This window comes from Rhodococcus sp. 852002-51564_SCH6189132-a, from assembly GCF_001665495.1.
GTDB classification, from domain to species: Bacteria; Actinomycetota; Actinomycetes; order Mycobacteriales; family Mycobacteriaceae; genus Rhodococcus; species Rhodococcus pyridinivorans.
Window position 1 is genome coordinate 51,910 of the sequence record NZ_LZMJ01000037.1, and the last position, 13,423, is coordinate 65,332.

The window sequence follows — 13,423 nt, forward strand, 5'->3', positions numbered from 1 at the left end:
GTTCTACCGAGGGTGTCATATTCGCTACTCGATAGCGATCCCGGTTCTCTCGCCACCTTCCGGGGACACGGCGTTCGGCACACCTCCGTGCAGCTAGCCTTCTTGCGTACGGTGCACAGAAGGAGTTCCCATGGCGAAGATCGAGCAGATCCTGGCGCTCGAACAGATCGAGAACGACATCTTCCGGGGCATAGCGACGGAGACGTTGCTGCCGCGGACGTTCGGTGGTCAGGTGGCCGGTCAGGCGCTCGTGTCGGCGGTCCGCACCGTCGATCCCGCATTCGGGGTCCACTCGCTGCACGGCTACTTCCTCCGGCCGGGGAACCCGACGATGCAGATCGTCTACCTCGTCGACCGGATCCGCGACGGCCGCTCCTTCTGCACCCGGCGCGTGACGGCCGTCCAGGACGGCAAGGCGATCTTCACGATGTCGGCGTCGTTCCACGTACGCGACGAGGGGATCGAGCACCAGGACACGATTCCGCGGGTGCCGGCTCCGGAGGAACTGCCCGATCCGGAGACTGTGGTCGACGACGCGACCCTGCTGTGGGCGAAGAAGGAATGGGCCGAATGGGATTTCCGATTCGTTCCCCGCGACCGGATGGACTCGTCGAGCAGGATGGCTGCACAGCAGCAGCTGTGGTTCAAGTCCCGCGAGATCCTCCCCGACGACCCGGTCTTCCACGTGTGCACGCTCGCGTACATGAGCGACATGACGTTGCTCGGCTCGGCGAGTGTCGGCCACGACGACGAACGGACGCAGGGTGCATCGCTGGACCACGCGATGTGGTTCCTGCGGCCGTTCCGCGCCGACGACTGGCTGCTTTACGACCAGACGTCACCCTCCGCCGGGCTGGGGCGCGCACTGACCCAGGGGCGGATCTTCGATCGCAACGGCAACATGGTCGCGGCGGTGGTGCAGGAAGGACTCACGCGGTACCTGCGCGAGTCCTGAACGAGGGCGTCCCCGACGAAGACGTCCCTACGAAGTGCCTGCGCATCGGCGACCCCGAACGGACAGGCAGGCAACGGTGACCATTTCCTCTCCCACGATCGGCGTCCTGGCATTGCAGGGCGACGTCCGCGAACATCGCAGCGCTCTCGAGGAGGCAGGCGCGCGGACGATCGCGGTGCGTCGCGAACGCGAACTCGACGAGGTCGACGGCATCGTCCTTCCGGGAGGCGAATCCACTACGGTCAGCCGTCTGCTGCGTGTGTTCGATCTGCTCGAACCGCTGCGGGCCCGGTTGGAGGCCGGGCTGCCCGCCTACGGTTCGTGTGCCGGCATGATCCTGCTCGCCTCCCGGGTGCTCGACACCACCGAGGACGCCGAACACCTCGACGCCCTCGACATCGTGGTGCGCCGCAACGCCTTCGGCCGGCAGGTCGACTCGTTCGAGACCGACCTGCCGATGACGGGTCTCGGCGACGGGCCGGTGCGCGCGGTGTTCATCCGAGCCCCGTGGGTGGAGGAGATCGGGCCCGACGTGGAGGTCCTGGCCACGGTTCCGGACGGGCCGGCGGCGGGCCGGGTGGTCGCAGTGCGGCAGGGCGCTGTGATCGCGACGTCCTTCCACCCCGAGATCACCGGTGACCATCGCGTGCACCGGCTGTTCGTGGAGACCGTGCGCTCGGCGACCCGACCTCGGGTGCGCCCGACGGCCTCGGCGACATGACGACACGGCCACCGTGCCGGTGGCCCACACCGGGAGCGAGTAGAATCGACTCTCCGACCTGTCGGTTGACGCCGACCACACTTCTCCGGAAGGGGCTCGAAGCGAATGAGCGGCCACTCCAAATGGGCCACCACCAAGCACAAGAAGGCGGTCATCGATGCCAAGCGCGGCAAGATGTTCGCGAAGCTCATCAAGAACATCGAGGTGGCGGCTCGGACCGGTGGTGGCGACCCGGCGGGTAACCCGACCCTGTTCGACGCCATCCAGAAGGCGAAGAAGAGCTCGGTCCCGAACGACAACATCGAGCGTGCCCGCAAGCGTGGCGGCGGTGAGGAAGCCGGCGGTGCCGACTGGCAGACCATCACCTACGAGGGCTACGGCCCCAACGGTGTCGCGCTGCTCATCGAGTGTCTGACCGACAACCGCAACCGCGCCGCGGGCGAGGTCCGCACGGCGATGACCCGCAACGGCGGCAACATGGCCGATCCGGGTTCGGTCGCCTACCTGTTCACCCGCAAGGGCGTCGTCGTGCTCGAGAAGAACGGCCGCTCCGAGGACGAGATCCTCGAGGTCGTCCTCGAAGCGGGTGCCGAGGAGATCAACGATCTCGGCGACTCCTTCGAGATCGTCTCCGAGGCGTCCGACCTGATCGCCGTGCGTACGGCTCTCGTCGACGCCGGCATCGACTACGACTCGGCCGACCCCGATTTCCGGGCGTCCGTCGAGGTGCCGGTCGACGCCGAGGGTGCACGCAAGGTCATGAAGCTGGTCGACGCGCTCGAAGACTGCGACGACGTGCAGAACGTCTACACGAACGTCGACATCTCCGACGACGTCCTCGCCGAACTCGACGCCTGAGCGACGCTCTCGTCGTAGTCGTCCACGAGCGACGCTCGTCGTACTTGTCACAGCGGCCGGGGTCGCGTGTCGGTCTCCCGGCACCCGATCCCGGCCGCTATGCTCTCGAACAGGCGTTCGCAATCGTGCGAAGCAAGGTCGGGTCCGTCGAAGGCGTCGGAAACCCGGCCGTATTCGGGTGTCGAGAGGTGAGTCGGGTGCGCGTGATGGGTGTCGACCCCGGTCTGACCCGATGTGGTCTGGGGATGGTCGACACGGGACGCGGACGCGACGTGATCCCCGTCGCCGTCGGTGTCATCCGCACCTCGCCCGAACTCGACCTCGAGCACCGGCTCCTCAAGGTCTCCGACTCGGTCGAGGAGTGGATGGACCGCTACAAGCCCGACGTCGTCGCGATCGAGCGCGTGTTCTCCCAGCACAACGTGCGCACCGCGATGGGCACCGCGCAGGCCGGCGGCGTCGTCGCCCTGGCTGCGGCGCGTCGCTCGATCCCGGTCATGTTCCACACGCCGAGCGAGGTGAAGGCCGCGGTCACCGGCAGTGGCACGGCCGACAAGAAGCAGGTGACCACGATGATCACCCGCATCCTCAAGCTCGACGCCGCGCCGAAGCCCGCCGACGCCGCCGACGCGCTCGCGCTGGCCGTCGCACACTGTTGGCGGGCCCCGCTGATCGCCAGACTCGCGGCCGCCGAAGCTGCGGCCGCCCAGCAGAAGAAACGCTACGAGGAGCGGCTGCGCGAACAGTCGGCCGCACGGAAGGCAGGTAGCCGGTGATCGCCTCGGTACACGGCGAGGTACTCGACATAGCCCTCGACCACGTGGTGATCGAGGCGGGTGGGATCGGCTATCGGATCAACACCACACCTGCGACCCTCGCCGGTCTCCGGCGCGGCGAGCAGGCCAGACTCGCCACCGCGATGATCGTGCGCGAGGACTCCATGACGCTGTACGGCTTCGTGGACGCCGAGGCGCGCGAACTGTTCGGCCTGCTGCAGACGGTCAGCGGCGTCGGCCCCCGGCTCGCCATGGCCACGCTCGCCGTCCTCGAACCCGATGCGCTGCGGGCGGCTCTCGCCGACGGCAACACCGCAGCGCTGACGCGGGTACCCGGGATCGGCAAGCGCGGTGCCGAACGCATGATCGTCGAACTGCGCGACAAGGTCGCGGCCTTCGGCGCCACGGGATCGTCGCCTGTCGCGGCCGGTGCCTCGCCGCTGCGCGACCAGATCGTCGAGGCGCTGGTCGGCCTCGGATTCACGCCGCGTCAGGCCGAACCGGCCGCCGACAAGGTCCTTGCCGAGGAGCCGGGCGCCGACGTCTCGACGGCACTGCGCTCGGCGCTCAAGCTGCTGGGTAGGTCGCGGTGACCGACGAGTACCGTGAGTTCGAGGCCTCAGGAGCGGCCCGCGAATTCGATGCTGCATCGGCCGACCGCGAGCGGTCGCCGGTCACGGCGGAGCATCTGCCCTCCGACAGCGACATCGAGACCAGTCTGCGCCCGACCAGTCTCGACGACTTCATCGGGCAACCGCGGGTCCGCGAACAGCTGCAGCTCGTTCTGCGAGGAGCGAAGCTGCGCGGCGGCACTCCCGATCACATCCTCCTGTCCGGTCCGCCCGGTCTCGGCAAGACGTCGATGGCGATGATCATCGCCGCCGAACTCGGCACGTCACTGAGACTGACCTCCGGTCCCGCGCTCGAACGCGCCGGTGATCTCGCTGCGATGCTGTCGAACCTCGCGGAGGGCGACGTGCTGTTCATCGACGAGATCCACCGCATCGCCCGACCGGCGGAGGAGATGCTGTATCTGGCGATGGAGGACTTCCGCGTCGACGTCGTGGTGGGCAAGGGGCCCGGCGCGACGTCCATCCCGCTCGAGGTCGCACCCTTCACCCTCGTCGGCGCGACCACCCGTTCCGGTGCCCTCACCGGCCCGCTGCGCGACCGGTTCGGTTTCACTGCGCACATGGACTTCTACGAGCCCCCCGAGCTGCAGCGCATCCTGGACCGCTCCGCATCGATCCTCGGGATCGCTCTCCGCGACGACGCCGCCGCGGAGATCGCCGGTCGCTCCCGCGGCACGCCGCGTATCGCCAACCGGTTGCTGCGCCGCGTCCGCGACTACGCCGACGTGCGCGCCGACGGTGTCGTGACCCGGGCCGTGGCCCAGGCCGCGCTCGAGGTGTACGACGTCGACCCGATCGGTCTCGATCGTCTCGACCGCGCCGTTCTCGGCGCACTCGTCCGCAGTTTCGGTGGTGGCCCGGTCGGCGTGTCGACACTCGCGGTGGCCGTGGGGGAGGAGCCCGCCACCGTCGAGGAGGTGTGCGAGCCGTTCCTGGTCCGTGCCGGCATGGTCGCGCGCACTCCGCGCGGACGTGTGGCCACGCAGGCCGCTTGGTTGCAGCTCGGCCTCACCCCGCCGCCGGAGGCCGCCACCGGGGGCATCGAGGTGCGTGCGCGCGAACCACAGCTCGAGCTGTTCGAGGACGACCCGGACACGACCCTCGAGGGCGGTGTCGATCCGTCCGACCCGGACGATCCGGACGTACGGAGGTAGGGCCCTCGCCCGGGGAATGGCACACTGGTCTACTGCGTCGGTCCGTGGAGGCCGATCCCGACGTCGTGGGGCCGCATGCGTCACCACGACCCGCTGGTGTCGCTCGCGTCACCACCCACCGACAACGACCGAGGACTGACTTCAACGATGGAACTGCTCTTCCCTCTCCTGATCCTGGCACTGCTCGTCCCGACCTTTCTGGGCGTGCGGCGTCAGAAGAAGGAGATGCAGAAGGTGACGGCGCTGCAGGACTCCCTGCGCATCGGCGACCGCGTGATGACCACCGCGGGTCTGCACGCCACGGTGGCCGCCCTCGCCGACGACACCGTCGATCTCGAGATCGCGCCGGGTGTCGTCACGACCTGGTCGCGTCTGGTCATCCGGGAGCGCGTCGAGACCGAGACCCCGCAGGATCCGGATCTGCTCCGCAAGGACGACGATGCGAACCCGCCGGAGGGACGTCCGACCGAGTACTGACAGCCGATTCGCGACGCACGGTTTCGGCACCGGAGTCTCCGGTGCCGGTGCCGAGCGCCGCGCAACTGCACCCGACCACCACTCACTCGCATCGAGGAGACTGACAGACCGTGGCACCTTCCAACGGATCGGTGCATCCCGTGCGCGCTCTCGCCCTGTTCGGGGTGATTCTCGCCGCGTTGTATGCACTGGTCTTCTTCACCGGGGACAAGTCGCCCACCCCGAAGCTGGGCATCGACCTGCAGGGTGGCACCCGCGTCACCCTCACCGCGCGAACCCCCGACGGGAGCAGCCCGAGTCCGGACAGCCTCCGCCAGGCCCAGCAGATCATCGAGACCCGCGTCAACGGGCTCGGTGTGTCGGGTTCGGAGGTGATCGTCGAGGGCGACAACCTCGTGATCACCGTCCCGGGTGAGGACAGCGCCCAGGCCAGGACGCTGGGCCAGACCGCCCGGCTGTACATCAGGCCGGTGATCGGGGGACCGATCGACGCGAACATGACCGCCGAGGATCTCGCCGAGCAGCCCGGTGCCGGTACCCCCGAGGGCGGGCTGCCCGCAGAACCGGCCCCTGCCGAACCGGCACCCGGTGAACCCGCGCCGGCCGACCAGGCTCCGCCCGCCGACGCACCCGAACCGCAGGGACGTCCGTTCCCGGCGCAGGATCCCACCGCGCCCACCGATGCCCCGGCACCGGCCGAGACGCCCGAGGCCCCCGTCGAGGCGCCCCAGGCTCCGGCCGAGCCCTCCGGAGCCCCCGAGGCTCCCGAGAACGACGGCTCGCTCACGCCGCAGGAACAGGCGGCTGCAGACATCGCCACGGCCAAGGCCACCCGTCAGAGCGAGGACCCCGCCGTGCAGCAGGCGGCGGCTCTCGCCCTCGACTGCTCCGCGGCCGACCCGCTCGCCGGCAACGACGACCCGGCGCTTCCGCTGGTCGCGTGCTCGACCGACGGCACCGCGATCTACCTGCTGGGCCCGAGCATCATCGACGGCCAGCAGATCGAGGACGCGACCTCCGGTTTCAATCAGCAGCAGTCGCGCTACGAGGTCAGCCTGACCTTCGACAGCGAGGGCAGCAATACGTGGGCGCAGTTCACCGCCGCGAACATCGGTCAGCAGGCCGCCTTCGTGCTCGACTCGAAGGTCGTCAGCGCGCCCGTGATCCAGGGCGCCACCCCCGCCGGCAGCGCCACCTCGATCACCGGCCAGTTCACGAATACGCAGGCCGCAGAGCTGGCGAACACCCTCAAGTACGGGTCGTTGCCGCTGTCGTTCGTGGCATCCGAAGCCGAGACCGTCTCCGCCACTCTGGGTCTGGCTTCGCTCGAGGCCGGGCTGATCGCCGGTGCGGTGGGTCTGGCGCTGGTGCTCCTGTTCTGCCTCGCGTACTACCGGATGCTCGGACTGCTCACCGCGCTGTCGCTCGTTCTCTCGGGAATGGCGGTCTACGCGGTCATGGTGCTGCTCGGCAGATACATCGGGTTCACGCTCGACCTCGCCGGCGTCGCCGGTCTGATCATCGGTATCGGCATGACCGCCGACTCGTTCGTCGTGTTCTTCGAACGGATCAAGGACGAGATCCGCGAGGGGCGGAGTTTCCGTTCCGCGGTGCCGCGCGGCTGGGCACGGGCCCGCCGCACGATTCTCTCCGGTAACGCGGTCAGCTTCATCGCTGCCGCCGTGCTCTACGTCCTGGCCGTCGGTCAGGTCCGCGGCTTCGCGTTCACCCTCGGCCTCACCACGATCCTCGACGTCGTCGTCGTGTTCCTGGTGACCTGGCCGCTGGTGTTCCTGGCCTCGAAGTCGAAGTTCTGGTCCAAGCCGAGCGTGAACGGTCTGGGCGCGATCCAGCAGGTGGCCGACGAGCGTCGTCTCGTCGCCGCGACCGCTGCGAAGGAGGCGTGACGATGACCGACACGACCACGACGACGGCCGCGCCGCAGCACAGCCGACTGTCCCGTCTGTACACCGGCACGGGCGCCTTCGAGATCGTCGGACGCCGCAAGCGGTGGTACATCGTCACCGCGGTGATCGTGTTGATCGCCCTGCTCAGCATGCTGCTGCGCGGATTCAGCTGGGGTATCGACTTCGAGGGCGGCACCCGCATCCAGATGCCGGCCGTGCCGGGCGTCTCCGTCGAGGAAGTCGAGACCGTCTTCAGCGACACCATCGGCTTCGAACCCGAGGCGGTGCAGACTGTCGGCGCCGGCGACGGAGCGACCGTCCAGATCCGGTCGGAGACTCTCGACGGCGAGCAGGTCGCCGAGTTGCAGACCGCGCTGTTCGAGGAGTTCCAGCCCGCCGGGCCGGACGGTGAGCCGTCCCGCAACTCGATCAGCGTCGCCGACGTCAGCGAGACGTGGGGAAGCCAGATCACCAACAAGGCGCTCATCGCGCTGGTGGTCTTCCTCGTCATCGTCAGCATCTACATCACGATCCGATACCAGCGGAACATGGCGATCGCAGCGATCACCGCCCTGTTCTTCGACATCATCGTGACAGCGGGTGTCTACGCCCTCGTCGGCTTCGAGGTCAGTCCTGCGACCGTCATCGGTCTGCTCACGATCCTCGGTTTCTCGCTCTACGACACGGTCGTCGTCTTCGACAAGGTCGAGGAGAACACCCGCGGCATCCTGCACCTGCACCGCCGCACCTACGCCGAGCAGGCCAACCTCGCCGTCAACCAGACGCTCATGCGCTCGATCAACACCACGATCATCTCGGTGTTGCCGGTGCTGGCGCTGATGGTCATCGCGGTGTGGCTCCTCGGTGTGGGCACGCTCAAGGACCTCGCCCTCGTCCAGTTGGTCGGCATCGTCGTCGGTACCTTCTCGTCGATCTTCTTCGCGACCCCGTTGCTGGTTACGCTCGAGGAATGGCGTGGTCCGGTCGCGAAGCACACCCGCAAGGTGCTCGCCAAGCGGGAGGAGGCCGCCGCCCGCGCGGCGAAGGCCGGGACGCCGGCCGGATCACAGTCGGCCGACGCGGTCGACGCAAAGGTGGTGCCGACGGTGCAGGGCGCCGGATCCCTGCCCGACCGGGCGACGGTCCGTCGCGGCCCTGCCCCCGGGGCACGACCCACCGGAAAGCGCGGCAAGAGAAGGTCCTGACATGGCGGTGAGCGAGCGGAACGACCCGACGACGAGGCGGTCGCCGAGGCGCCGCGGCACGCCGCTCCTCGCGTGCGCGGCGGTGGCCTCGACACTCGCGTTCTCCACCGTCGCGTGCGGCACGGACGAGGAACCGGTGCGCTCGATCGGGTACGCGATCGACAACACGGTGACGACCTACAACGCGAACACCGTCGACGGTGCGGCCTCGGGCGCGCGCCAGGCGTTCGCCCGGGTGCTGCCGGGCTTCGGCTACGTCGGTCCGCAGGGCCGGGTGATCGCGGACACCGACATCGGCACTGCCTCGGTCGTGCCCGGTGAGGGGCTCACCGTGCAGTACCGCCTGTCGCCGGACGCGGTCTACTCCGACGGTGTGCCCATGTCCTGCGACGACCTCGTCCTGGCCTGGGCTGCGTCGAGCGGACGCTTCACCGCTCCCGACGAGTCCGGCGAGCAGGTCCCGCTGTTCGACGCTGCCCATCGTGGTGGTTACGCCGACATCGACCGGGTCGACTGTCAGCCCGGGTCGAAGGAGGCCACCGTCGTCTTCCGACCCGGCCGCGAGGACACGAACTGGAAGGCGCTGTTCGGGGCCACCGAGCTGATGCCGGCCCACGTGGCGGCAGGAAGGTCGGGTGTGTCCGACTTGGTCGGAGCGATCACGGCGAACGACACCGAGGCCGTCCGGCGCATCGCGGAGTTCTGGAACACCGGCTGGACCCTCACCCCGGGTGAGATCGATCCGGCGCTGTTCCCGTCCGCGGGCCCGTACCGCCTCGAGTCGTACACCGCCGAGGACGGCCTGACGCTCGTCGCGAACGAGCGGTGGTGGGGGAACGCCCCGGGCACCGACCGCATCGTCGTCTGGCCGCGCGGCACCGACACGTCCGCGGCCGCGGAGGACGGCCGCATCCACGTCGTCGACGTGGCCGAGGGATCCGTCGGCCACAGCAACCTCGGCGACGGCGCCGACGTCTCCACCGTCGTCTCACGCAACCTCGAACAACTGGTGTTCGCCACGAGCGGTGTCTTCCAGGACCCGGCGGCGCGCCGCGCCGTCGCCCTGTGCACGCCTCGCACACAGCTGTTCGACGAGCTGGGCGCCTCCGACGAGTCGGACGGCGTCACGGGCCCGATCACGTCGAGGCTCCTGGCGCCCGATTCGCCGTTGTACCCGCAGACCGCGCCGTCGGCCGAACGTTACGCCGAGGTGGACATCGACGCCGCCCGTTCGGAACGCGAGGCCTCCGGTCAGGACCGGATGCAGGTCCGTATCGGATATCTCGGGCCGGACGACCGGCGCGCGCGCACCGTCGAGTTGATCGGCGAATCCTGCCGCGAGGCGGGCATCGAGATCGTCGACGCCGGCTCCGACACCTTCACGCCGTCGCAGCTGACGGCGGGGGAGGTCGACGCGATCCTTGTCGGGACGGCCACGGCCGCCGGTGCCGGTGGCGCCGCCGACATGGAGCACGCCCGCGACGCACTGCACTCCGGGGCCGGCAGCAACGTCGGCGGTTATTCGATCGGCCGCGTCGACGAACTGCTCGACGGCCTGCTCGTGGCGAAGGACAACGCGGCCATCGCGGGACTCGCGACCGAGGCCGAACGCATCCTGTGGGGCGACGTTCCCACCCTGCCCCTGTTCGCGCAGCCCCGCACGATCGGGTTCGCGGCGGGAATGCATGCCGGGGTGCCCAACCCGACGACCGCGGGTGCGGGCTGGAACATGGACCGGTGGATACTCGGAGGATGAGCGCTCAACGGATCGGCGATACGCGGCTCGTCGAAGAAGCTGCCGTGGCCGTGGCCGAACACACCCGATGGGTCGACGATTTCCCGACCGCGGGTGTCCGTTTCGCCGACCTGACGCCCGTCTTCGCCGACGGACCGTCCTTCTCGGCCGTGATCGCGGCGCTGGCCTCCGCGGCACCCGACGCCGAACTCGTCGCCGGTATCGATGCGCGCGGCTTCCTCCTCGGCGGCGGCATCGCCCGCACCCTGGGGGTGGGCGTGCTCGCCGTCCGCAAGGCGGGCAAACTCCCGCCGCCCGTCCAGACCTGTGAATACAGCCTCGAATACGGCACCGCCGCGATCGAGATCCCGGGCGACTGGATGGCCCTGCAGGGTCGCAAGGTGCTCGTCGTCGACGACGTCCTTGCGACCGGCGGAACCCTCGCCGCCACCGTCGAACTGCTCGAACGCGTCGGCGCCGAGGTCGTCGGGATCACCGTCGTCACCGAGATCGAAGCCCTCGGCGGCCGGACGCGACTGCAGAAGTACCCGCTGACGTCTCTCATGCGGATCTGAGGGATAGAGTTGCCACAGGTGCCGGTGAACCCGCCGGACCCGTACGGTCCGGACATGCGCATCGGTGACGAACCGGGTTCGCAGCCGCGACGGGAGGTTGAGGCATGACCCAGAATCTCGATCGGTCCCACAATTCCGGTCAGAACCCGACCCCCACACCGGCATCGACCTCCGCGTCGAGGCGGGTACGCGCGCGCCTGGCGCGACGCATCACCGGTCAGCGGGGCACGAGCCTCAAGCCGGTCCTCGAGCCGCTGGTCACCATCCACCGCGAGCTGTACCCGAAGGCCGACCTCTCGCAGCTGCAGCGGGCCTACGACGTCGCGGAGGAACGGCACGCCAGCCAGAAGCGCAAGTCCGGCGATCCTTACATCACCCACCCGCTGGCGGTCGCCACGATCCTCGCCGAACTCGGCATGGACACCACGACCCTCGTCGCGGCACTGCTCCACGACACCGTCGAGGACACCGGGTATACGCTCGAGCAGCTCACCGCCGAGTTCGGTGAAGAGGTCGCGCATCTCGTCGACGGCGTCACCAAACTCGACAAGGTCGTGCTCGGTTCGGCCGCCGAGGGCGAGACCATCCGCAAGATGATCATCGCGATGGCGCGCGACCCCCGGGTGCTCGTCATCAAGGTCGCCGACCGTCTGCACAACATGCGGACCATGCGCTTCCTGCCTCCCGAGAAGCAGGCCCGTAAGGCACGCGAGACCCTCGAGGTCATCGCCCCGCTGGCCCACCGCCTCGGGATGGCGACGGTCAAGTGGGAGCTCGAGGACCTCGCCTTCGCGATCCTTCATCCGAAGAAGTACGAGGAGATCGTCCGGCTCGTCGCGACCCGCGCACCGTCGCGCGACACCTACCTGGCCACCGTCCGTGACGAGATCGGACGGACACTCTCTGCGTCGCGGATCGACGCGGTCGTCGAGGGCCGGCCCAAGCACTACTGGTCGATCTACCAGAAGATGATCGTCAAGGGCCGCGACTTCGACGACATCCACGACCTGGTCGGCGTGCGCATCCTGTGCAACGAGATCCGCGACTGCTACGCGGCCGTCGGTGTCGTGCACTCGCTGTGGCAGCCCATGGCGGGACGGTTCAAGGACTACATCGCCCAGCCCCGCTACGGCGTCTACCAGTCGCTGCACACCACCGTCATCGGTCCCGAGGGCAAGCCGCTCGAGGTGCAGATCCGCACGCACGAGATGCACCGCACCGCAGAATTCGGCATCGCCGCGCACTGGCGGTACAAGGAGACAAAGGGACGCCACTCGGGTGATGTCGCCGAGCTCGACGACATGGCCTGGATGCGGCAGCTCCTCGACTGGCAGCGGGAAGCGGCCGACCCGGGGGAGTTCCTCGAATCGCTCCGCTACGACCTGGCGGTCAAGGAGATCTTCGTCTTCACGCCCAAGGGCGACGTGATCACGCTGCCTTCCGGCTCGACGCCCGTGGACTTCGCGTACGCCGTGCACACCGAGGTCGGGCACCGCTGCATCGGAGCCCGCGTCAACGGCCGCCTCGTCGCCCTCGAACGCAAGCTCGAGAACGGCGAGGTCGTGGAGGTCTTCACCTCCAAGGACCCCAACGCCGGCCCGAGCCGCGACTGGCAGTCGTTCGTCGTCTCACCCCGCGCCAAGGCGAAGATCCGGCAGTGGTTCGCCAAGGAACGTCGCGAGGAGGCCCTCGAATCCGGCAAGGACGCCATTGCGAAGGAGGTCCGTCGCGTCGGTCTGCCGCTGCAGCGCCTGATGAACGCCGACCTGATGGTCGCGGTCGCCAAGGAACTGCGGTACGCCGACGTCTCGGCGCTGTACACCGCGGTCGGTGAGCACCACGTCTCGGCGCACCACGTCGTGCAACGGCTGGTCGCGCTGCTTGGTGGCGTCGGTGGCGTCGAAGAGGAACTGGCCGAGCGGTCCACACCGTCGACCATCCCGACCCGCTCGCGGAACAGCGGCGACTCCGGTGTCCTCGTGCCGGGCGCACCGGGCACGGTCTCGAAGCTCGCCAAGTGCTGCACGCCCGTCCCCGGCGACGAGATCATGGGCTTCGTGACCCGCACCGGAGCGGTGAGCGTGCACCGCACCGACTGCACCAACGCCGGGTCGCTGCGGGAGCAGTCGGAGCGCATCATCGAGGTGCAGTGGGCGCCCTCGCCGTCGTCGGTGTTCCTCGTCGCGATCCAGATCGAAGCTCTCGACCGGCACCGTCTGCTGTCCGACGTGACGAAGGCACTCGCCGACGAGAAGGTCAACATCCTGTCGGCCTCCGTGACGACCACGGGCGATCGGGTCGCGGTGAGCCGGTTCACCTTCGAGATGGGCGACCCGAAACATCTCGGGCACGTGCTCAACGTCGTCCGCAACGTCGAGGGCGTCTACGACGTGTACCGGGTGACCTCGGCAGCCTGACCGAATCCGTC

General features: G+C 68.9%; 12 protein-coding genes. All 12 read left to right on the top strand.

The window, feature by feature from the left end:
- The first annotated feature begins 130 nt into the window (after window positions 1–130).
- The 12 genes from A5767_RS08255 to A5767_RS08310 all read left to right on the top strand — a co-directional run bounded on the left by A5767_RS08255 (window position 131) and on the right by A5767_RS08310 (window position 13,412).
- Window positions 131–955: an acyl-CoA thioesterase gene (locus tag A5767_RS08255; RefSeq protein ID WP_006551386.1), complete on the top strand. Its 825-nt coding sequence runs from the start codon at window positions 131–133 to the stop codon at window positions 953–955.
- An 82-nt stretch (window positions 956–1,037) separates the two neighbouring features.
- Window positions 1,038–1,676, top strand: coding sequence for a pyridoxal 5'-phosphate synthase glutaminase subunit PdxT (gene pdxT, locus A5767_RS08260; RefSeq protein ID WP_051121558.1), 639 nt, complete (start codon window positions 1,038–1,040; stop codon window positions 1,674–1,676).
- A gap of 105 nt (window positions 1,677–1,781) precedes the next feature.
- Window positions 1,782–2,534 (top strand): YebC/PmpR family DNA-binding transcriptional regulator, encoded by a 753-nt coding sequence (locus tag A5767_RS08265; RefSeq protein ID WP_006551388.1) that lies wholly within the window; start codon window positions 1,782–1,784, stop codon window positions 2,532–2,534.
- 197 nt (window positions 2,535–2,731) lie between these two features.
- The gene (gene ruvC, locus A5767_RS08270; protein WP_033096573.1) at window positions 2,732–3,310 is read left to right on the top strand and encodes a crossover junction endodeoxyribonuclease RuvC; all 579 of its coding nucleotides are present in this window, start codon (window positions 2,732–2,734) and stop codon (window positions 3,308–3,310) included.
- Entirely contained in the window at window positions 3,307–3,903 is a 597-nt protein-coding gene (ruvA, locus tag A5767_RS08275; protein WP_006551390.1) for a Holliday junction branch migration protein RuvA, read from the top strand. Before ruvC ends, ruvA begins: the two co-directional genes overlap by 4 nt.
- 95 nt (window positions 3,904–3,998) lie before the next feature.
- Entirely contained in the window at window positions 3,999–5,096 is a 1,098-nt protein-coding gene (ruvB, locus tag A5767_RS08280; RefSeq protein ID WP_231913153.1) for a Holliday junction branch migration DNA helicase RuvB, read from the top strand.
- 147 nt (window positions 5,097–5,243) lie between these two features.
- A complete protein-coding gene (yajC, locus tag A5767_RS08285) occupies window positions 5,244–5,573 on the top strand; it encodes a preprotein translocase subunit YajC (RefSeq protein WP_006551392.1) in 330 nt (109 codons plus the stop codon).
- A 110-nt stretch (window positions 5,574–5,683) separates the two neighbouring features.
- Window positions 5,684–7,480: a protein translocase subunit SecD gene (gene secD / locus A5767_RS08290; protein WP_024100747.1), complete on the top strand. Its 1,797-nt coding sequence runs from the start codon at window positions 5,684–5,686 to the stop codon at window positions 7,478–7,480.
- Window positions 7,481–7,482: 2 nt separating this feature from the next.
- Window positions 7,483–8,685 (top strand): protein translocase subunit SecF, encoded by a 1,203-nt coding sequence (secF, locus tag A5767_RS08295; RefSeq protein WP_228045024.1) that lies wholly within the window; start codon window positions 7,483–7,485, stop codon window positions 8,683–8,685.
- Between the two features lies 1 nt (window position 8,686).
- Entirely contained in the window at window positions 8,687–10,441 is a 1,755-nt protein-coding gene (locus tag A5767_RS08300) for an ABC transporter substrate-binding protein (protein WP_064852064.1), read from the top strand.
- Window positions 10,438–10,995, top strand: a complete 558-nt coding sequence (locus tag A5767_RS08305) for an adenine phosphoribosyltransferase (protein ID WP_006551396.1) — start codon at window positions 10,438–10,440, stop codon at window positions 10,993–10,995. Before A5767_RS08300 ends, A5767_RS08305 begins: the two co-directional genes overlap by 4 nt.
- Before the next feature lie 104 nt (window positions 10,996–11,099).
- A complete protein-coding gene (locus A5767_RS08310) occupies window positions 11,100–13,412 on the top strand; it encodes a RelA/SpoT family protein (protein WP_024100749.1) in 2,313 nt (770 codons plus the stop codon).
- Window positions 13,413–13,423 lie beyond the last annotated feature (11 nt).

Excerpts from the sequence above, each read along its gene's own strand:
- A5767_RS08305 (WP_006551396.1), top strand. The coding sequence starts at position 10,438 with ATGAGCGCTCAACGGATCGGCGATACGCGGCTCGTCGAAGAAGCTGCC.
- yajC (WP_006551392.1), top strand. The coding sequence starts at position 5,244 with ATGGAACTGCTCTTCCCTCTCCTGATCCTGGCACTGCTCGTCCCGACC.
- A5767_RS08265 (WP_006551388.1), top strand. The coding sequence starts at position 1,782 with ATGAGCGGCCACTCCAAATGGGCCACCACCAAGCACAAGAAGGCGGTC.
- secF (WP_228045024.1), top strand. The coding sequence starts at position 7,483 with ATGACCGACACGACCACGACGACGGCCGCGCCGCAGCACAGCCGACTG.
- A5767_RS08255 (WP_006551386.1), top strand. The coding sequence starts at position 131 with ATGGCGAAGATCGAGCAGATCCTGGCGCTCGAACAGATCGAGAACGAC.
- A5767_RS08300 (WP_064852064.1), top strand. The coding sequence starts at position 8,687 with ATGGCGGTGAGCGAGCGGAACGACCCGACGACGAGGCGGTCGCCGAGG.
- A5767_RS08310 (WP_024100749.1), top strand. The coding sequence starts at position 11,100 with ATGACCCAGAATCTCGATCGGTCCCACAATTCCGGTCAGAACCCGACC.